A 17530-nucleotide genomic window follows, 5' to 3' on the forward strand; every position below is an offset into this window, starting at 1 on the left:
GCCTTGCCAAGGCTGCCTGGTCTTTCTAAAGCTCTGCGCGTCCCATGCAGGTACCCAGCCTGATTGGCGGTTGAGGGAGGTAAAAAGATGGCCCCGGATGCATCCGACCCTGAACTGCGGATCAGTGCCGGCGCCATTCGCCTGCGCAAGGGCGGCGTGCCGGTCGTCTGCCTCACCGCCTATACCTACCCGGTCGCTCGCCTGCTCGACGGCCATGTCGACCTGCTTCTGGTCGGCGACAGCGTCGCCATGGTTCTCCATGGCCACAAGACCACGCTGGGCGCCTCGCTGGAGATGATGATCGCCCATGGACAAGCGGTGATACGAGGTTCGGCCAGGGCCTGCGTGGTGGTCGACATGCCGGCCGGAAGCTATGAGGCAACGCCGCGCCAAGCCGTTGCCTCGGCGCGACGGATCGTCGGCGAAACCGGCTGCCAGGCGGTCAAGCTGGAGGGCGGTGTCACAGTTGCCCGACAGATCGCGGCGATCGTCGCTGCCGGCATTCCGGTCATGGGACATATCGGCTTGCAGCCGCAATCGGTGGAAAGCGACGGCGGCTACAGGATCAAGGGCCGGACCGAGGAGAATGTGGCGGCGCTTTATCGCGACGCTGAAGCGGTCGAAAAGGCTGGCGCGTTTTCTGTGGTCATCGAAGGCACCGTCGAGACCGTCGCTGCCGACCTCACCCGGCATATTTCCATTCCAACCATCGGCATCGGCGCCAGCGGCGACTGCGACGGCCAGATCCTGGTCATCGACGACATGGTCGGCCTGACCGTCGACCGGGTGCCGAAATTCGTCAAGCAATATGCCGACCTGCGCAGCGTCATATTGCAGGCGGCGGCCAGCTATGCAGCGGAGGTGCGAAGCCGGACGTTCCCCGGCCCGGCCCATGTCTTTTCAACCGCAGCCGACAACGACAAAGAATGAGTGGGACAAAGAATGAGTGGGGACAGTGAATGAGTGGGGACAAAGAATGAGCCGGGACAAAGCATGAGCCGGCCTCTCGTCATCGACAGTGTCGCCGCTCTTCGCGCGCAAATCCGCGACTGGCGTTGCGATGGTCTCAGCGTTGCCATGGTGCCTACCATGGGTGCGCTGCATGACGGCCATATCTCGCTGGTCAGGATCGCGCTGGAAAAGGCCGAACGCTGCGTTGTTTCGATCTTCGTCAACCCGACGCAGTTCGCGCCGAGCGAAGACCTCGACAAATATCCGCGACAGCTCGCTCGCGACCTCGACCGGATGGCCGGGGCCGGCGCGCAGCTCGCCTTCATCCCTGATGTCGCGGAGATGTACCCGGCCGGCTTCGCCACCAGGATCTCCGTCGGCGGGCCAGCCGCCGGGCTGGAATCGGATTTCCGGCCGACCTTCTTCGACGGCGTCGCGACGGTCGTGGCAAAGCTCTTCCTGCAGACGTTGCCCGACTGTGCGGTCTTCGGTGAAAAGGACTACCAGCAGCTTTGCGTCGTCAGGCAGCTCTGCCGCGACCTCGATCTGCCGGTGGAAATCATCGGCGCACCAACGGTACGCGACGCACATGGCCTCGCCATGTCGTCACGCAATGCCTATCTGAGCGAAGCCGAACTCGGGGTGGCGCGCCAGCTCAACGCCGTATTGCACCGGACGGCGGCGGCACTAGCGGCAGGCGCGGATGAAAGCAGCGCGACCGCCGAGGCCGGCCGCGCGCTCGTCAAGGCCGGCTTCGACAAAGTCGACTATATCGCGGCGCGCGAGAGCCTGGCGCTCGCGCCGTGGCGGCGAAACCGTGACGGACGCCTGCTCGCAGCCGCCTGGCTGGGCAAGACCCGGCTCATCGACAATGTGGAAGTTCCCTCCGCTTAAAGCGCGACGCGTTTGGATGGATTCATGCGACGCGCTTCAAGTTCTTGTTGTTATGCATGTCGCTATCGCAAAACCGCTGCGCAGTTTTGAACGACATGCATTAGGCCAATCAGGCGACCTTGAGTTCCTTTATCGCCTTCTCGTAGACATCTTTGATCGGCTTGGATACGTCTTCGGCGGCTTTCGTCGCCGCCGCCTGAAACTCCTTGCTCTGCTCGACGGTCTTTTCCACCTGCTTGCGCAAGAAGTCAGTCTGCAGTTCGATGAACTCGGAGGGCGATTTCACGGCTACCAGGGCTTCGAGGTGCGCAAAGCTGGCCTCAGCATTTGCGCGCAGCGCGGCGATCGTCTTCAGCGACAGCTCATTGCTGGCGGTCTTGGCTGTTTCGAAGGACGACTCAAGAGCCTTCTGGGTTGCCTCGGCGCCGGTCGCCAATTTTGACAGGGCTTCTTTCGACTGCTCGACGCCCTTTTCGGCGACAGCGAGGATCTGATCGGTTGCCTCGGTCGAGACTTTTGCGTTCTCGGTGATTTCAGCAGTTTTATCGGCGGTCTTGGTCATAGTTTCCATCCTTTGCGGTGGGCGGCCTTTTTGAAAAGCCGTCTCGTTCATCTAGGACCATGACGTTACGGCATCTGCAGTGCATTGCAATATTTTTGTGCGTCGCACCATGCCTTTTTTGCCTCAGCGTTAGCCACTGCTGAATTCGTGCCTGCGGGCGTGTGCACTGTCACGTAATTCAATTCGGCGCCCGCAACCGACCCTCGCAGCTGCTCATGAAACGCAACTGACGGCGACCTGCTAGGGCAGATAAATCTAGCCGATCGTCTTCTCGAAAATCAGCGCTGGCAGCCCTGAACCACCGCCGCAATCGGCGGTGTTGCCGGCCGGCAAAAACCCATTCGAGCGGTAGAAGGCGACGGCCTGAGCGTTTGCCTCTTCAACTTCGACACGCAGCGTCCGCGCCTCCGGAAAGCTGGCTTCGACCTCTTCCAGCAAGGCCTGGCCAATCCCCTGCCTCTGGCAGGCCGGATGCACGTAGAGCTGGTTCAGCATGATGATCTTCGCATCGGTGGTGGCTGCGGCGAAAGCCATGCCGCCGATGCGCTTGCCGTCGTCTGCGACCAGGAATTCGGAATTCGGTCGCGTCAGCCGCGCCTTGAGCGAGGCGATCGAATGCCATTCATCAGTGATCTCGGTGACTTTGGCAGCACCATAAATACTATCGTAGGTTGCGTGCCAGGTTTCGACCAGCAGCGCGCGGACCGCGGCAAGATCGCGCTCGCCAGCGGTGCGAACGAACATCATCCTAGTCGATCCCGAGCTTGGCCTTGACGAGGTCGTTAACTGCTTGCGGGTTGGCCTTGCCGCCTGTCGCCTTCATCACCTGGCCGACGAACCAGCCGGCCATGCTCGGCTTGGCGCGCGCCTGCTCGACCTTGTCCGGATTGGCTGATATCACCTCGTCGACCGCCGTTTCGATGGCGCCGGTGTCGGTGACCTGCTTCATGCCGCGGCTTTCGACCAGCTGGCGCGGATCGCCGCCCTCGTTCCAGACGATCTCGAACAGATCCTTGGCGATCTTGCCGGAGATGGTGCCCTCCTTGATCAGGTCGATGACCGCGCCAAGCTGATCGGGCGAAACCGGAGCATTTTCAATACCCTTGCCGGCTCTGTTCAACGCACCCAGCAGATCGTTGATGACCCAATTGGCGGCGAGCTTGCCGTCGCGACCAGCGGCGACCTTCTCGAAATAGTCGGCGACCGCCTTTTCCGACACCAGGATCGAGGCGTCGTAAGTCGACAGTCCGAGCGAGGAGATCAGACGCGCCTTCTTGGCGTCAGGCAGTTCTGGCAGATTTTTTGCCAGCGCATCGACATAGGCCTGGTCGAATTCGAGCGGCAGAAGATCGGGATCCGGGAAATAGCGGTAGTCGTGCGCTTCTTCCTTGGAACGCATCGAGCGCGTCTCCCCCTTGTTGGGGTCGAACAGCCGCGTTTCCTGATCGATCTTGCCGCCGTCCTCGATGATGGCGATCTGGCGGCGCGCCTCGTAGTCGATGGCCTGGCCGATGAAGCGGATCGAGTTGACGTTTTTGATCTCGCAGCGGGTGCCGAATTCGCCGCCGGGCCGGCGCACCGAGACGTTGACGTCGGCGCGCAGCGAGCCTTCGTCCATATTGCCGTCGCAGGTGCCGAGATAGCGCACGATGGTGCGCAGCTTGGTGACATAGGCCTTGGCCTCGTCGGCGGAGCGCATGTCGGGCTTGGAGACGATCTCCATCAGCGCCACGCCGGAGCGGTTGAGGTCGACATAGGACATCGTCGCATGCTGGTCGTGCATCGACTTGCCGGCATCCTGCTCCAGGTGCAGGCGCTCGATGCCGACCTCGATATCCTCGAACTCGCCCTGCCGGTCCGGGCCGACGGAGACGATCACCTTGCCCTCGCCGACGATCGGCTGCTTGAACTGCGAGATCTGGTAGCCCTGCGGCAGGTCGGGATAAAAATAATTTTTCCGGTCGAAGACCGACTTGTGGTTGATCTCGGCCTTCAGTCCGAGGCCGGTGCGGATCGCCTGCTTGACGCATTCCTCGTTGATGACCGGCAGCATGCCTGGCATCGCCGCATCGACGAGGCTGACATTGGCGTTTGGCGGCGCGCCGAAAGCCGTCGAGGCGCCGGAGAACAGCTTTGCTTGCGAGGTCACCTGCGCGTGCACCTCAAGGCCGATGATGATCTCCCAGTCGCCGGTGGCGCCTGATATCAGGCGTTTGGGGTCGGGCGTGCGGGTGTCGATGAGGGTCATAGTGGCCTGCGAGTTATCGGCGACGGAATTCACTTCCCAACGTGAATTCCGTCACCTCGGACGTGAAAGTCACTCGCTAGTGCAAACCACAAAAAGAGACAAGCGCAAAGCCAAAGCTGGCGCTTCACATCGAATCCAGCCGGCCGGCTGAAGAAACAAGGCATCACGCCGTCGCGATGTAGGCCCTGATCTCCGCGGCCTCGCGCTCGACATCCTCGATGCGCCGCTTGACCACGTCGCCTATCGATACGATGCCGTCGAGCAGGCCGTCCTTTTCCACCGGCAGATGGCGGAAACGGCCACTGGTCATGATCTCCATGACCTCGTTGACGGTGTGGTTCTCATTGCAGATCTTCACTTTGGGCGTCATTGCCGAGCGCACCGCGATATCCAGTGCGGCGGCTCCTTCCCTGGCGAGGACCCGCACGACGTCGCGCTCGGAAAGAATGCCGACGATCTTGTGATCGCCATTGGTGATGACCAGCGCACCGATCCTGTGTTCGGCCAGGATGCGAATGGCCTCGCTCAGCTTTTCGTTCGGCCCGAGCGTCAACACGTCGTGGCCTTTCTGCTCGAGAATTGCCTTAACCGTCATGGCGTCCTCCTCAGTTTTACTTGCCGGTTTCCTGCCCTGACCGGCTTTCGATGGTGCCAGACATCGTGCGCCGCGATCGATTGCTTTTCAAGTGCGGCGAGGCTCAGACCATGAACTCATCCGCCTGCTGCCGCCGATCGAATGCGCGTAGGCCGAAGAAGCCGGCGACGAAACCGCCAATATGAGCCTCCCAGGCGATCTGGCTTTCGATGCCGGGCGCGAAGGCAACGAGGCCGGTGGCGAGATTGATCACCATCCAGATGGCAAGAAAAGTAACAACGCCGCGCAAGCGGAACACCGCCGCCATCGGCAGCGGCGCGCCGGCGAAGGCGGCCTTGCCGGACGAGCGGTCGGTGCGGAAGCCAAAGCGGGCGGCGGCCCCCATCATGCCGGAAATCGCCCCCGATGCGCCGACCAGCGGCGCCTGGCCGAGCGGATGCACGGCCCAGAACAGCACCACCGCCGCCAGCCCCGTCGCCGCGAAGAACAGGCTGAAACGAAGCGCGCCGAAGCGGTTCGCCAGCGGCGAGCCGAAAGCCGCCAGCCACACCATGTTGACGGCAAGATGAGCAAAGCCACCATGCAGGAAGGCATAGGTGAAGGGGCTCGAAAACGCGTAGAAATCGAGGTCGAAGCGACCGGAATAGCGGATCGGAATGAACGCGGTCCGGATCAGCAGGGAGAAATCCTGGTCCTCGGTGAGCCAGTAGAGCCGGATCAGGTGAACGACGACGCAGATGCCGATCAGCGCCAGCACAACAGGCGGCATGTTGAATACTGGCTCGCGGCCGACAGGTCCGCCCTTGCCCTGTTCGATTTCCGATGGACTTGCTGGTTCGCTCATATGGCTCGCACTCAGTCGCTGGATTCGACTTCGCGAGCATGTAGATCACGGTCACCCGATTCACAAAGGGCGAATCGCCCCACGCAAATCAAAACTGGGGCGAATCAAAATTGGCGCGAATCAAAATTGGCGCGAATCAAAAAGAAGCCGTCCAAGGTTGCCCTTGAACGGCTGGTCGAGCCCCCGTGCTCCCCCAAACTCTTGACTGAACTGCTGCCGATCGCTGCGAAACGACCGCTTCTGGAGTGGTTTTAGCGTGCCACGGGGGTGGGCGGGGCGCAACGTAAACCACTTGTTAACCTTAACGACCCCGACCCGTGAACAAGTGTTAACGATGCTGGCACGCATCCTGCTCCGCAACGCATGTAGGTCCTCGGAGGGCGCCCTTCTGTTCACCGATGGGACATCAGACGACAGATTGCGCGGAGCAGCATAGCATGAACCAGAACGGATCGATCACGCTGTTCCATTATTGGAACCGGCTGCGTGACGGGCGCCCTGCCCCGAAGCGTTCGGAAGTCGAGCCAGCCGACATCAAGTCGCTGCTGGCCGACACCTTCATCCTGGAAAAGGATACGCGCGGCGAAGCGGTATTCCGACTCGCCGGCACCAGGCTTTGCGCTGTCTATGGCCGTGAGCTCAAGGGGTTTTCCTTTCCCTCGCTATGGCGCGAGAAGGACCAGCGGCTTGTCTCAAAACTGATCCACGGCGTCTTCGATCAGAAATCCGTGGTGCTCATCACCTATGAAGGTTTCAGCCGCACCGACCGCTCCAGCAAGTTCGAGCTGCTCGCCCTGCCGCTCGACGGCGGCGTCGAAAATCCGCGCTGCCTCGGCGTGATAAGCGCTGCTGAAAAACCCTTCTGGCTGGGCGCGGATCCGATCGCCGACGCCCTGATCGATTCAATCCGTGTCGTCGATCCGGAGAAGGAACCGAAATTCCCCAGGAACCGGCCGGCCATCGACGTTCCTTCGCTTGTCCCGTCGGAACTCGATCCGCCCCAGACGATTTCGGCGCTCGGCCAGGCGCGCCGCATCCGCCATCTGGTCGTGTTCGACGGCGGGCGCGGTGAATAGTCCAGAACGCTAAAGTAGCCCAAAATCCTAAAGTAGCAGCGTCAGGCTTTCCCCTTTGTTAACCTGCTTTGCTGTAGCTTTTCGACGAAATTCCTCGCATCAACGCGCGGAATGCCAATCGGGGTGTAGGCAGTCATGAGGTCAGCGGCGGTCGACACCGCGCCGTCCCGAGCTGAAAGGCGTAACTTTCAGCGCGTCCGCGTGAAGATCTACGGACGCTTCATGCTGGAGGATCGCACCGAACATCCGTGCCAGGTGGTCGACATGTCGCCGGGCAATGTAGCGCTTCGCACCGAACGCATCGGCATGCCGGGCGAGAAAGTCATCGCCTATATCGATCACATCGGCCGCATCGAGGGCGTCGTCACCCGCATTTTGCAGGACGGTTTCGCGATGACGGTCATCGCGTCGGAACGCAAGAAGGACAAGCTTGCCGCGCAATTGACCTGGCTTGCCAACAAGCACGAGCTCGACCTGCCGGAAGACCGTCGTCACGAACGCGTGGCGCCGCGCAATCCGACCAGCGTGCTTCAGCTCAGTGACGGGCGCCAGTACCAGTGCCGCATCATCGATCTGTCGCTTTCGGGCGCCGCGGTCGAGATCGACGTCAAGCCGGCGATCGGCATCCAGGTCATGCTGGGCACCATGCGCGGCCAGGTGGTGCGCCATTTCGAGGAGGGCGTCGCCATCGAGTTCGCGGTCATCCAGCGGCCCGAAACACTCGATTCCGAATTCAACGCGTCCGGCACCTGACAAACAGCGCACATTGCCGCAATCGACCGGCCCATTTCGGCCGGTTTTGTTGACCCGCGCCGGCCTTCGCGGGCTGCCAACCGATGCCGCGCCAAGGCGCCGCGTCGCGCCGATGTGACTCCCGCGAAGCCGCCTCAACAATTTTATACTGAAATGATTCAAATTTTATGTTTATTCTATAGGCGTTTTACTTAATGTCTACTTCGGACCTTTGCGTCGAATAAATCCAATCGTGTCATTGTCTCCTCAAACGGGGAGACTGGACGATGAAGAAGACGAGGGGCAAGCTGTTGCTCTTGGCAATGGCGACGCAGCTTACCGCCTGGGGAACGGCGTATGCAGCGGGACCTGCCTTCATGCACACCGGCAGCCGCACCACACAGCCGGTCGGCCATTACGAGTTCTGCCAGAAGATTCCGCTGGAATGCAATCAGCGGACGCAGAAGCAGGCGCCGGTCGAGCTGACCCGCAAGCTGTGGGCGAAGATCGTGAGCATCAACAATTCGGTCAACAGCAGGATCGCGCCACGCACCGATATGGAACTGTCGGGCAAGGAAGAAATCTGGTCCTATCCCAACAGCGGCTTCGGCGACTGCGAGGACTATGCGCTGGAAAAGCGTCGCGCGTTGATGAACATCGGCGTTCCGGCCGGCGACCTGCTGATGACGGTTGCGCGCCAGCCGAACGGAGACGGTCACGCGGTGCTGACCGTGCGCACCAGCCTCGGAGAGTTCATCCTCGACAACCTCGAAACCAGGGTGCTGTCCTGGACCGCCACCGAGTACACCTACCTGAAACGCCAATCGAGCCAGAATTCGGGCGCTTGGGTAACGATCAACGACGGCCGCTCCGACGCGGTCGCCAGCGTCCGCTAAGGACGCGACGCAAAAACCCGGTCGAGTCCCCACACTCCCCGTCCCCAACGACCGGGTTTTAGGAGCCGGCCCCGTCCCCGGGCCGGCTCCACTTTTTCGGGGGAGACCCGAAGAAGCCCAGATAGCAGAACTCGACTTGAGCGTTGCCAAATTTTGAATTATTGAAAGAATCGTGGAGACGTTCTCTAGTTCGTCTGGGATCCGTAATTGGTGACTGTATGGAAGCCGATCTCAAGTTCGGCATCTACCGCTTTAATACTGCGGAGTGGCACTCTTACGGGTGCCGTCTAGTGCGAGGGCTTGTCCCTTCTGAATAAGGAGCAATCGCTTACAGGTTGCTGCACATCCGCTTCATGTTGATGAAGCAAAAGGATGTGTGAAATGAATAATTCAAACAAATTAGCAAAACTCAGAACCGTGCAGGCCAAGAAGCAAAATTGGCGATGCTTCTACTGCGGTTTTCAGATGTGGGATGGAGACCCGACGCTGTTTTCAGAGCGTTATCATCTCCCTGTTGGATCGCTCGACCGCTTCCGCTGCACCGCGGAACATCTGAACCCCCGGATGGACGGCGGCGAGGACAGACAAGAGAACCTTGTTGCGGCGTGCAAGTTTTGCAATCTAACCCGGCATCGAATGGGTAAAGTGCTATCGCCGGCCACGTACCAGCGGCACGTCCGAAAGCGAGTAAGGGCCCGGAAATGGCATCCGCTCAGGTGTCACCACTTGTTGAAATGATGTAGCGTCAGACGATCCATCGGAAGGCCACGGCCGCTACGGACATCGGAACAGAGCCAGAAACTCTTGGCTCGGTCCAGCTTTCCAAGGGTATTGACCGATGCAGTATGAACCATCAATTCAACCTCCGGATCGCTGCGATGTTGGAAATCCCGGAAGATCGATGCGAGCGCCACCGCCTGTTCAAGGCCATCGACGACGCGTTCAAGGCGGGTGACTTCGAGGCCCTCGGTGCGGCTCTCGGCGGCTCACCTTGCTGGTTCGACGAGCAGATGCCTTTTGAACTCGGCCTTGGGCATCCACTGGAGTATGCGATCTATTGGAGCCCCGCCACTTTGATCTCGATCTTACTGGATGCGGGCTCGGACCCGAACTATCAACACCAGGGCGGTTTTCCGGCAATCATTGCGGCACTCTCCGCCGACCGGGCTGACAGACTGGAAATCGTCCGAATCCTGATCGATGGTGGCGCAGACCTCAACATGCGGGGCGTAAACGACTGGACGCCGCTTCACTATGCGGTCGCCATCCGGAGCGTCGATGCCATCCGCCTGCTGTTGACGGCGGGCGCCGACCCATCGCTCGAAACCCGCATCGACGACTATACGACAGCCCTCGAGGACGCCGACAATGCCGGCTTTGAAGCCGGCGCTTTGTTGCTGCGCGATGCGATGACCAAGCGCGGCTCCAATGGACGGTGAGTTGGGCGACGATGCCGGTGAACCATGTAGCCGAAGATTTGAGCAAGGCTGGCCTCAGGTCTTCGTCAGTCCCGCTTTGAAGCGTTTGCCGTTGGCGACGTAGTGCGCGGCCGAAGTGCGCTGACACGGATATCAGGCCGGCAGGCCCGCCTTGCGAAGGCCTTCGATATATCTGCTGCGATCGTCCGGTCGATAAAACGGCGGCAGCACCTCGGCGAGATTCGAAAGCCGCAACGTAGGATCGAGTTCGCGCAGGCGAGCCATCATCTTCTCGGCTTCCGAAAGCCGACCGGCCAAGACGTAACTTGCCGTCGCCACACGCGTCGCACTCGCGTAGTTTGGTTGCGAGCGCAAAGACCTTTTCGCCCACTCAGCAGCATCGTTGTAGCGCCCGGCACAAAAGTGAGCGAGCGCGGTGCAAAATTCCCAAACAAAAAAGCGAGGATCGAACGGACTGAGGCGCATTGCCTGCGCGGCGCGCTCGACGGCTTTCTCCGGCTCACCTAAGCACGCTTGAACCCAGGCGCTGTAACCCCACGCCGCAGCCAAGTTCGGGTTCAGGCCAAGCGCACGTTCGATGCAAGCCGCGCTTTCCTCCACATCGCCGCCTACATAGCCGAGCACGTATCCGCCGTACGAAAGGGCAATTCCATCGTCCCATCCAAGTTCGATCGCTCTCTTTGCCAGTCGGGTCGCCTCGGCAGTCTCTTCTAAGCGATCGATCATCCAGCGGTTGCTCTTTCGCGCCGCATAGCAGCGCGCCGCCCGGGCATAGGCGGCAGCGAACACCGGGTCACAGCCGATCGCCTTCATGAAGAACCGCAGAGCGTCATCCATGGTTTCCTTGGTGTTGACCGATCGGTCGTGGGACGCCAACCCGCGCAGATAATAGTCGTAGGCGTCGAGGTCCTCAGTCGGCTTGCGCTTGGCGCGCTCAATTTCCGCCTCCTCGACCTTTGGGGTGATCGCGCCGACTATGCTCGAGGCGATCTGGTCCTGAAAATCAAAAACCTCGGCTAGAGTACCTTCAAAACGGTCAGCCCACAGGTGGAGGCCGCTCGAAGCGTCGAGGAGTTGTCCGGTGATGCGCAGGCGCTCACCCGCTTTCCGCACACTTCCCTCGACGATATAGCGGACGCCCAACTCCAGCCCGATCTGCTTAATGTCGACAGCCCGTTCCCTGTACGTGAAGCTCGAGTTCCGGGCGATGACGAACAAATGGCGGAATTGAGCCAGGACGGTGATAATGTCCTCGACAATGCCATCGGCAAAATAGTCCTGCGTTGGATCGCCGCTCAGATTTTGAAACGGCAACACTGCCACCGACGGTCGATCATCGTGTCTCGTTGGGGCTGCCAGCACTTGCGCCGGCGCCGCGATGCCAGAGCTTGGCCCCGGCCGCTGATGTCCAGTTCGTTCGCGGGACTGCAGCGAAGCCGCCAGTGAGCTTGTCTGCGCCTCCGGCTCCGCATCCAGCTGCTTTTTCAGGGCAGCCCGACAAAGCTCGAACTGGCGCAAGGCCGCGTTTTCGTGGCCGCGATGCGCGTGGATCCGGATCAGCGCCCGATGGGCGGCCTCCGCGGTTGGATCTGAGGCGAGCAATCTCTCCGCGAGCCCCTCGCAGGCCGTCTCTTCCGTCGAGCCGGGTATGGGCAGCGCGAGGCTCAGCCGATCCACCAACTGCAGCGCCTTGCGCTGATACCTGTTCAGATAGGGTCCAAACCACTCATCCAGTTCCTCAGGAATGGCTTCCCCTGCAAGCACGCCACCGCGGTAGAGGTCGGCGGCGAAGGCGAGATCCGTCGCTCGGCCCTCCTCCAGTTTCCGGTCGAAGATCGAAATGTCCGCGTCATCCGGACCGGCAATCAGCGCGACGGCTTCCTGATCCCCGTCGATATAGACGGTGGCATCCTTGCTGGTCGGGAACGAGCGCCGGATGTCGACCAGCGCTTGCCGCAAACTATTGCGGGCCTGGCCATTGCTTCGTCCCGGCCAAAAGGCTTCGGAAAGCTGCTCGCGACGGTGGCCGCGGCGGCCCGCCAGCACCAGGGCGGCAAAAAGCAGCGAAGTCTTACGCGTGGCGAAACGGACGGGCCGGCGCTCCGGCGAAGTAATCTCGAGGCCGCCCAGCAACCTGATGCGCACAGATGGTCTCCAGACTTTGACCGCCGCGGCAGAATACATTTCAGAAGATAGTTTTAACACCGATTTAACGGCAGCTCGTCGGACTTTTCCGTTCTTTTCACGCACAGCCGAACAGCCCGAAAACACCCGCGTGGCACGCTCCCCACCCACAAACAACGAATGGGAGACTAGAAATGGCTCATACGGAAACTCGCACCGGCCGCAGCGCGTCGAAAAAACGCCTGTTTGGATCCAGCAGGAAAAGCATAGCACTAATGATCGCCGCCTTCAGGGGATGGCGACGGACCGTCGCAAGACGCAGGGCACTAGCCGACTTGACGCCCGATCAGCTGAACGACATCGGTCATCCGGAGGCCCATCGACCCGCACTCGACATCAAGGCAGGTCTGATCACGAACTTGATGTCGATGAGATAAGATCGGGGTACCACTGCGCAAAGCTATCGACCTGCCCTCCGATCGCAACCCGCCCATGAGGCTTTCAGGCAGCGGCGGATGGGAGCAATATGGCGGCCAATTCAAATCTCCGGATCGCTGCGATGTTGGAAATCCCGGAAGATCGATGCGAGCGCCACCGCCTGTTCAAGGCCATCGATGACGCGTTCAAGGCGGGCGACTTCGAGGGCCTCGGTGTGGCTCTCGGCGGCTCACCCGGCTGGTTCGACGAGCAGATGCCCTTTGAACTCGGCCTTGGGCATCCACTGGAGCATGCGATCTATTGGAGTCCCACCGCTTTCATCTCGATCTTACTGGATGCGGGCTCGGACCCGAACTATCACCACCACGGCGGTTTTCCGGCAATCATTGCGGCACTGTCCACCGACCGGGCTGACAGACTGGAAATCGTCCGAATCCTGATCGATGGTGGCGCAGACCTCAACATGCGGGGCGTAAACGACTGGACGCCGCTTCACTATGCGGTCGCCATCCGTAGCGTCGATGCCATCCGCCTGCTGTTGGCGGCGGGCGCCGACCCATCGCTCGAAACCCGCATCGACGACTATACGACGGCCCTCGAGGACGCCGACAATGCCGGCTTTGAAGCCGGCGCTTCGTTGCTGCGCGATGCGATGACCAGGCGCGGCTCCAATGGACGGTGAGTTGGGGACGATGCCGGTGAAACCATAGCCGAAGATTTGAGCAAGGCTGGCCTCAGCTCTTCGTCAGTCCCGCTTTGAAGCGTTTGCCGTTGGCGACGTAGTGCGCGGCCGAATGGCGCAACGTTGCGACCGCGGCATCGTCCAGCACTCGCATCAACCGCGCGGGCGAGCCGATGATCAGCGAATTGTCGGGGAATTCCTTGCCTTCGGTGACCAGCGCGCCGGCGCCGACCAGCGAGTTCTTGCCGATTTTCGCGCCGTTCAGCACGATGGCGCCCATGCCGATCAGGCTGTTATCGCCGATCGTGCAGCCATGCAGCAAGGCCCGGTGGCCGATCGTGCAGCTTTGCCCGATGGTCAGGGGAAAACCGACGTCGGTATGCATGACCGTGTGCTCCTGCACATTGGTATCAGCGCCGATAACGATCGGCTCGTTGTCGCCGCGGATGACGACGCCGAACCAGAAGCCTGCATTGCGGCCGACCCTGACATCGCCGATCAATGTCGCGTCGGGCGCGACCCAGTTGCTGTCCGCGTCCTCGAAACCGGGCGCCTTTCCGTCGATCGCATAGAGCGGCATTTTTCGCCTCCGAATCGTCTCACGCTGAAAAATCAGCCGAACCTAGGAGAATGCCCGCTCGGGATGCAATGTCGATCAGCACGACGCCCAACGCCAACGCCCAGACCGTAGCGGTGCAACCGCAAGAGATCAGCGCCGGGGCGGAAATGCGGCCTTGCCGCCAGGCGTGGAGGGCTTCGTTGGCGAACATCAGGGGCCCGGCGCAGGCCGTCGCGAAGAGCGAGCGCAGCACATGCGCCGGCGACACATAGGGCTCGACGAAGGCAAGCCGGCGGCCTGATATCAGCTCCATAGCCGATCCGGCCAGGCCGCACGCCGTCAGCCCAACCATAAAAGCAAAGAGTGTGTGTTCGACCGGACCCATCTTTACCTTCCATTTACCATGAAATCGCACAGTCGTGTTCGACAGGCGCCGTTGCAAGAGCCGTGCCGCGCCACATGTGCCGCCTAAAGACACCCACGAGGGACGTCCCCGGGGGACACCCAGGGACATCTTGGGACAGGCGGCCGAAATTGGGGATCGCGATGAAGCAGACAGCCACCGCCAACGGTCCGCAACTCACCGTCGTCGATTCCAAGCTGATGAAGCGGGTGTTCTACGTGTTCGCGGGGCTGGCAATGCTTTCGGTGGCGATCAGCCTTGGCGGCAAATGGCTTGGCCGCTCGATCGCCATGGCCGGATACACCGACGACACGACAATCCACGAGGTGGTGATCGGCAACAACGTCATCGCCGTGCCGGCCAATGTCATCCGCTTCGACCAGGCCCGGCGCGACGGCATCGCCTCGCGGCTCGACCTCTATCTGCGCTATCCCGAGATGGACGGCTACAGCGAGGCCGCCCGCAACGATTTCAACCACACCGGATCGAGCAAGAGGATTATCTTTCTGTCGTTCGAAGGACAGGTCATGTCGCGTGACATGAGCGGGCGCTTCGCGCCGATCTACAGCGCACTGATTGTCCAGCCCGGCACGCCCGGCCCGGGCGGCACGACGCTTTACGGCTTCAGTGAAAAATCAGGCTATTTCAACGAGGTGCTGGCAGTTGCCAATCGCCGGGGCAAGGACCCGTTCGTGGCCCGCTGCCTGAGCGGCCCAAGTGCTGCGCAATCGCTGGCGCCCTGCGAACGCGACATTCTGGTCGGCGACAATCTCAGCCTCACCTACCGCTTTCCCATGGAATTTCTGGGTGACTGGCAGGCGCTCGACGCAGCCATCGCCGCCGAGGCTGCGCGTATGCTGAAGACCGGGCGCTAACGCATTGTGTCTGAAGGGATTATGCGACGCGCTTTGGGGGCAAATCGCAAACGGCGGAGCCCCTTTCTCCGCCCAGGGATGACGGGCGCCTGCCGGTAACCGCGAATCCCCGGCTCAGGCCAGATCGATGTCGAGGATCGCCATCGAGAAATTATAGTCGCCGTCGTCCTCGTCCTTGAAGACGATGCCGAGGAATTCGTCGCCGACATAGACCTCGGCCGAATCGTCCTTGCGCGGCCGCGCCTTCACTTCAAGCTTGGGGTTCTGGAAGACGCGCTTGAAATAGGCGTCCAGCTTTCTGATTTCGTCCGGCTTCAAAAGTCTTCTCCGATCGTCGGTCTTGCTCGTTTGAGCGCGCTTCTGGCACGTCGACAATGGCGATGTAAAGGCAAGCCGACCGGATATGCGAGAACCGACAGGCGGCGGAGCCGGCAAACGGAGTTCGATTGCCCGCCCCGCGGACTTGAAATCAGATATCGAAGCTGACGACGTGGTCCATCGACTGCGACGGCAAAAGCTGGTCCATCTGCCGCGAAGGCTGGTCGCAGCCGGTCTCGCCGACGACGCGGGCCGGCACGCCGGCAACCGTCTTGTTGTGCGGCACCGGCGACAGCACTACCGAGCCTGCCGCGATCTTCGAGCAATGGCCGACTTCGATGTTGCCGAGGATCTTGGCGCCGGCGCCGATCAGCACGCCGTAGCGGATCTTTGGATGGCGGTCGCCGCCGGCCTTGCCGGTGCCGCCCAGCGTCACGCCGTGCAGGATCGACACGTCGTCCTCGATCACCGCCGTCTGGCCGACGACGAGGCCGGTGGCGTGGTCGAGGAAGATGCCCTTGCCGATGCGGGCGGCCGGGTTGATGTCGGTCTGGAACACCGAGGACGACCGGCTCTGCAGGTAGAGCGCGAAATCCTGGCGACCCTGGTTCCATAGCCAATGCGCCAGCCGGTGCGTCTGGATGGCATGAAAACCCTTGAAATAGAGCACCGGCATGATGAAGCGGTCGCAGGCCGGATCGCGGTCGTAATAGGCCTGGATGTCGACACGCACCGTCGACGACCAGTCGTTGTCGTCGGCTGCCATCGCCTTGAACGTCTGGCGGATGAGATCGGAACCGATATCCTGATGGGCGAGCCGCTCGGCCAGCCGATGGATGACCGCCTCCTCCAGGCTTTCCTGGTTGAGGATGGTCGAATAGAGGAACGCCGCCAGCAGCGGATCGCGGTTGACCGCCTCCATCGCTTCGTCGCGGATCGAGCGCCAGATCGGGTCGATCGGCTTCACCATGGTCGGGCGGGCAATCGTAACGCTGTTCATCAATGGTCTCCGGCCATTTGGTGTCTCCGGCTTGGCGGCTTGCCTATTCTCCGGCCGCACAATGCGTATCGCGATCAAAATGAGTCAGGCGATGCACATGTGCCAAAACCGCTGCGCACTTTTGGGTGACATGCTCTATAAGCCAGATCATAGCACGGTTGAACTCAATTTTCCTTAGTGCTTTGTCAAATGGATTTGGTTCACGGAAATTCAAGCGGCCATGGAAAACGAACCCTTGATCGACGAGCCGCTGAAGCACGAGCTTTCCGCGCTCTATCGGGCCGACGCCCGCCACTATCACAGCCTTGCCCATATTGAGGCGATGCTGGCGTTGGCCGACGGCTATAGGGCATCCCTGCACGACCCCGAGGCGGTCGAGGCGGCGATCTGGTTTCATGACGCCATCTATGACAGTCGGGCCAAGGACAACGAAGCCAGGAGTGCCGCCCTTGCCGAGAAAAAGCTCGCCGGCCGCACGGATGCGCAGCGCCTCGGCCGTATCACGGCGATGATATCAGCCACCGCGACGCATGAATTGCCGCAGTTTGACGACGAGAATGCCGTTCGCGACGCAGCGCTGTTCCTCGACATGGACCTGGCGATCCTGGGTGCGAGCCCTGATGCCTTCGATGCCTATGAACAGGCGGTTCGCCGCGAATATGGCTGGGTGGGGGAGCCGATGTGGCGTGCCGGTCGCAGTGCTGTTTTGAAGAGTTTCCTCGCCCGCCCGCATATCTTTCACACCGAGGAATTCCGGCGGCGGTTTGAAGCTCAGGCTCGGCAAAACATGGCGCGCTCGCTAAAGGCGCTTGAGGCATGAGCGCTGCTGCGGTGCAGAACCTTTAATGCCGGCGGGACAGCGCCCCCCTCTGTCCTGCCGGACATCTCCCCCAC

21 protein-coding genes are annotated in these 17530 nt (G+C 61.2%); 11 read left to right on the forward strand and 10 right to left on the reverse strand.

What is annotated here, in order from left to right; genetic code table 11:
• Positions 1 to 87: 87 nt before the first annotated feature.
• Positions 88 to 930, forward strand: a complete 843-nt coding sequence (gene panB / locus BQ8482_RS30870) for a 3-methyl-2-oxobutanoate hydroxymethyltransferase (RefSeq protein ID WP_123151044.1) — start codon at positions 88 to 90, stop codon at positions 928 to 930.
• Positions 931 to 993: 63 nt separating this feature from the next.
• Positions 994 to 1845 (forward strand): pantoate--beta-alanine ligase, encoded by an 852-nt coding sequence (gene panC, locus BQ8482_RS30875; RefSeq protein WP_123151045.1) that lies wholly within the window; start codon positions 994 to 996, stop codon positions 1843 to 1845.
• Positions 1846 to 1954: 109 nt separating this feature from the next.
• Here panC and BQ8482_RS30880 read toward each other — a convergent pair whose 3' ends face one another.
• From BQ8482_RS30880 to BQ8482_RS30900, 5 genes are all read right to left on the reverse strand, one after another.
• The gene (locus BQ8482_RS30880) at positions 1955 to 2407 is read right to left on the reverse strand and encodes a phasin (protein WP_123151046.1); all 453 of its coding nucleotides are present in this window, start codon (positions 2405 to 2407) and stop codon (positions 1955 to 1957) included.
• Positions 2408 to 2662: 255 nt separating this feature from the next.
• The gene (locus BQ8482_RS30885; protein ID WP_123151107.1) at positions 2663 to 3151 is read right to left on the reverse strand and encodes a GNAT family N-acetyltransferase; all 489 of its coding nucleotides are present in this window, start codon (positions 3149 to 3151) and stop codon (positions 2663 to 2665) included.
• Positions 3152 to 3155: 4 nt separating this feature from the next.
• Complete coding sequence (gatB, locus tag BQ8482_RS30890) at positions 3156 to 4655, reverse strand: Asp-tRNA(Asn)/Glu-tRNA(Gln) amidotransferase subunit GatB (RefSeq protein WP_123151047.1); 1500 nt, start codon at positions 4653 to 4655, stop codon at positions 3156 to 3158.
• A 163-nt stretch (positions 4656 to 4818) separates the two neighbouring features.
• Complete coding sequence (locus BQ8482_RS30895) at positions 4819 to 5250, reverse strand: CBS domain-containing protein (RefSeq protein WP_023798170.1); 432 nt, start codon at positions 5248 to 5250, stop codon at positions 4819 to 4821.
• A gap of 103 nt (positions 5251 to 5353) precedes the next feature.
• Positions 5354 to 6094: a rhomboid family intramembrane serine protease gene (locus BQ8482_RS30900; protein WP_123151048.1), complete on the reverse strand. Its 741-nt coding sequence runs from the start codon at positions 6092 to 6094 to the stop codon at positions 5354 to 5356.
• Positions 6095 to 6531: 437 nt separating this feature from the next.
• On the opposite strand from BQ8482_RS30900, the gene BQ8482_RS30905 reads away from it, so the two are divergent.
• The 5 genes from BQ8482_RS30905 (at position 6532) to BQ8482_RS30925 (ending at position 10237) form a co-directional block, all read left to right on the forward strand.
• Positions 6532 to 7170, forward strand: coding sequence for a PAS domain-containing protein (locus BQ8482_RS30905; protein WP_123151049.1), 639 nt, complete (start codon positions 6532 to 6534; stop codon positions 7168 to 7170).
• Positions 7171 to 7305: 135 nt separating this feature from the next.
• Positions 7306 to 7923, forward strand: a complete 618-nt coding sequence (locus BQ8482_RS30910) for a PilZ domain-containing protein (protein WP_123151050.1) — start codon at positions 7306 to 7308, stop codon at positions 7921 to 7923.
• Positions 7924 to 8189: 266 nt separating this feature from the next.
• Positions 8190 to 8798 (forward strand): transglutaminase-like cysteine peptidase, encoded by a 609-nt coding sequence (locus BQ8482_RS30915; protein ID WP_123151051.1) that lies wholly within the window; start codon positions 8190 to 8192, stop codon positions 8796 to 8798.
• 465 nt (positions 8799 to 9263) lie between these two features.
• A complete protein-coding gene (locus tag BQ8482_RS40775) occupies positions 9264 to 9536 on the forward strand; it encodes an HNH endonuclease (RefSeq protein ID WP_425294153.1) in 273 nt (90 codons plus the stop codon).
• A 140-nt stretch (positions 9537 to 9676) separates the two neighbouring features.
• On the forward strand, positions 9677 to 10237 hold the full coding sequence (locus BQ8482_RS30925) for an ankyrin repeat domain-containing protein (RefSeq protein WP_165848791.1): 561 nt from the start codon (positions 9677 to 9679) through the stop codon (positions 10235 to 10237).
• A gap of 132 nt (positions 10238 to 10369) precedes the next feature.
• On the opposite strand, the gene BQ8482_RS30930 is transcribed toward BQ8482_RS30925, so the two are convergent.
• A complete protein-coding gene (locus BQ8482_RS30930) occupies positions 10370 to 12634 on the reverse strand; it encodes a BTAD domain-containing putative transcriptional regulator (protein ID WP_244603050.1) in 2265 nt (754 codons plus the stop codon).
• Here BQ8482_RS30930 and BQ8482_RS30935 point away from each other — a divergent pair.
• Together BQ8482_RS30935 and BQ8482_RS30940 are read left to right on the forward strand one after the other, a co-directional pair.
• A complete protein-coding gene (locus tag BQ8482_RS30935; RefSeq protein WP_123151055.1) occupies positions 12556 to 12798 on the forward strand; it encodes a YjiS-like domain-containing protein in 243 nt (80 codons plus the stop codon). The genes BQ8482_RS30930 and BQ8482_RS30935 overlap by 79 nt on opposite strands.
• A gap of 89 nt (positions 12799 to 12887) precedes the next feature.
• Positions 12888 to 13481: an ankyrin repeat domain-containing protein gene (locus BQ8482_RS30940; RefSeq protein ID WP_123151056.1), complete on the forward strand. Its 594-nt coding sequence runs from the start codon at positions 12888 to 12890 to the stop codon at positions 13479 to 13481.
• Positions 13482 to 13533: 52 nt separating this feature from the next.
• Here the strand turns inward: BQ8482_RS30940 and BQ8482_RS30945 are convergent, their stop codons facing one another.
• Together BQ8482_RS30945 and BQ8482_RS30950 are read right to left on the reverse strand one after the other, a co-directional pair.
• A complete protein-coding gene (locus BQ8482_RS30945; RefSeq protein WP_123151057.1) occupies positions 13534 to 14061 on the reverse strand; it encodes a gamma carbonic anhydrase family protein in 528 nt (175 codons plus the stop codon).
• Positions 14062 to 14080: 19 nt separating this feature from the next.
• Positions 14081 to 14425, reverse strand: coding sequence for a DUF6949 family protein (locus BQ8482_RS30950; protein ID WP_123151058.1), 345 nt, complete (start codon positions 14423 to 14425; stop codon positions 14081 to 14083).
• Between the two features lie 161 nt (positions 14426 to 14586).
• Here BQ8482_RS30950 and BQ8482_RS30955 point away from each other — a divergent pair, with 161 nt between their 5' ends.
• Positions 14587 to 15318: a hypothetical protein gene (locus tag BQ8482_RS30955; protein ID WP_123151059.1), complete on the forward strand. Its 732-nt coding sequence runs from the start codon at positions 14587 to 14589 to the stop codon at positions 15316 to 15318.
• Positions 15319 to 15432: 114 nt separating this feature from the next.
• On the opposite strand, the gene BQ8482_RS30960 is transcribed toward BQ8482_RS30955, so the two are convergent.
• A complete protein-coding gene (locus tag BQ8482_RS30960) occupies positions 15433 to 15636 on the reverse strand; it encodes a DUF3126 family protein (RefSeq protein ID WP_013531334.1) in 204 nt (67 codons plus the stop codon).
• Between the two features lie 151 nt (positions 15637 to 15787).
• On the reverse strand, positions 15788 to 16636 hold the full coding sequence (cysE, locus tag BQ8482_RS30965) for a serine O-acetyltransferase (protein ID WP_123151060.1): 849 nt from the start codon (positions 16634 to 16636) through the stop codon (positions 15788 to 15790).
• A gap of 220 nt (positions 16637 to 16856) precedes the next feature.
• Here cysE and BQ8482_RS30970 point away from each other — a divergent pair, with 220 nt between their 5' ends.
• Positions 16857 to 17456 carry an HD domain-containing protein gene (locus BQ8482_RS30970; RefSeq protein WP_123151061.1) on the forward strand — a complete coding sequence of 200 codons (600 nt, stop codon included), beginning with the start codon at positions 16857 to 16859 and terminating at the stop codon, positions 17454 to 17456.
• The last annotated feature ends 74 nt before the right edge of the window (positions 17457 to 17530 follow it).

It is taken from the genome of Mesorhizobium delmotii, assembly GCF_900149755.1.
GTDB classification, from domain to species: Bacteria; Pseudomonadota; Alphaproteobacteria; order Rhizobiales; family Rhizobiaceae; genus Mesorhizobium; species Mesorhizobium delmotii.

What these genes read in the sequence shown, in the direction of transcription:
- BQ8482_RS30955 (WP_123151059.1), top strand. Translation starts at nt 14,587, where the DNA reads ATGAAGCAGACAGCCACCGCCAACGGTCCGCAACTCACCGTCGTCGAT.
- BQ8482_RS30895 (WP_023798170.1), bottom strand. Translation starts at nt 5,250, where the DNA reads ATGACGGTTAAGGCAATTCTCGAGCAGAAAGGCCACGACGTGTTGACG.
- BQ8482_RS30970 (WP_123151061.1), top strand. Translation starts at nt 16,857, where the DNA reads ATGGAAAACGAACCCTTGATCGACGAGCCGCTGAAGCACGAGCTTTCC.
- BQ8482_RS30885 (WP_123151107.1), bottom strand. Translation starts at nt 3,151, where the DNA reads ATGTTCGTTCGCACCGCTGGCGAGCGCGATCTTGCCGCGGTCCGCGCG.
- panB (WP_123151044.1), top strand. Translation starts at nt 88, where the DNA reads ATGGCCCCGGATGCATCCGACCCTGAACTGCGGATCAGTGCCGGCGCC.
- cysE (WP_123151060.1), bottom strand. Translation starts at nt 16,636, where the DNA reads ATGAACAGCGTTACGATTGCCCGCCCGACCATGGTGAAGCCGATCGAC.
- BQ8482_RS30910 (WP_123151050.1), top strand. Translation starts at nt 7,306, where the DNA reads ATGAGGTCAGCGGCGGTCGACACCGCGCCGTCCCGAGCTGAAAGGCGT.
- BQ8482_RS30900 (WP_123151048.1), bottom strand. Translation starts at nt 6,094, where the DNA reads ATGAGCGAACCAGCAAGTCCATCGGAAATCGAACAGGGCAAGGGCGGA.
- BQ8482_RS30935 (WP_123151055.1), top strand. Translation starts at nt 12,556, where the DNA reads ATGGCTCATACGGAAACTCGCACCGGCCGCAGCGCGTCGAAAAAACGC.
- BQ8482_RS30905 (WP_123151049.1), top strand. Translation starts at nt 6,532, where the DNA reads ATGAACCAGAACGGATCGATCACGCTGTTCCATTATTGGAACCGGCTG.
- BQ8482_RS30925 (WP_165848791.1), top strand. Translation starts at nt 9,677, where the DNA reads ATGTTGGAAATCCCGGAAGATCGATGCGAGCGCCACCGCCTGTTCAAG.
- BQ8482_RS30940 (WP_123151056.1), top strand. Translation starts at nt 12,888, where the DNA reads ATGGCGGCCAATTCAAATCTCCGGATCGCTGCGATGTTGGAAATCCCG.
- panC (WP_123151045.1), top strand. Translation starts at nt 994, where the DNA reads ATGAGCCGGCCTCTCGTCATCGACAGTGTCGCCGCTCTTCGCGCGCAA.
- BQ8482_RS40775 (WP_425294153.1), top strand. Translation starts at nt 9,264, where the DNA reads ATGTGGGATGGAGACCCGACGCTGTTTTCAGAGCGTTATCATCTCCCT.
- BQ8482_RS30915 (WP_123151051.1), top strand. Translation starts at nt 8,190, where the DNA reads ATGAAGAAGACGAGGGGCAAGCTGTTGCTCTTGGCAATGGCGACGCAG.
- BQ8482_RS30945 (WP_123151057.1), bottom strand. Translation starts at nt 14,061, where the DNA reads ATGCCGCTCTATGCGATCGACGGAAAGGCGCCCGGTTTCGAGGACGCG.
- BQ8482_RS30950 (WP_123151058.1), bottom strand. Translation starts at nt 14,425, where the DNA reads ATGGGTCCGGTCGAACACACACTCTTTGCTTTTATGGTTGGGCTGACG.
- BQ8482_RS30880 (WP_123151046.1), bottom strand. Translation starts at nt 2,407, where the DNA reads ATGACCAAGACCGCCGATAAAACTGCTGAAATCACCGAGAACGCAAAA.
- gatB (WP_123151047.1), bottom strand. Translation starts at nt 4,655, where the DNA reads ATGACCCTCATCGACACCCGCACGCCCGACCCCAAACGCCTGATATCA.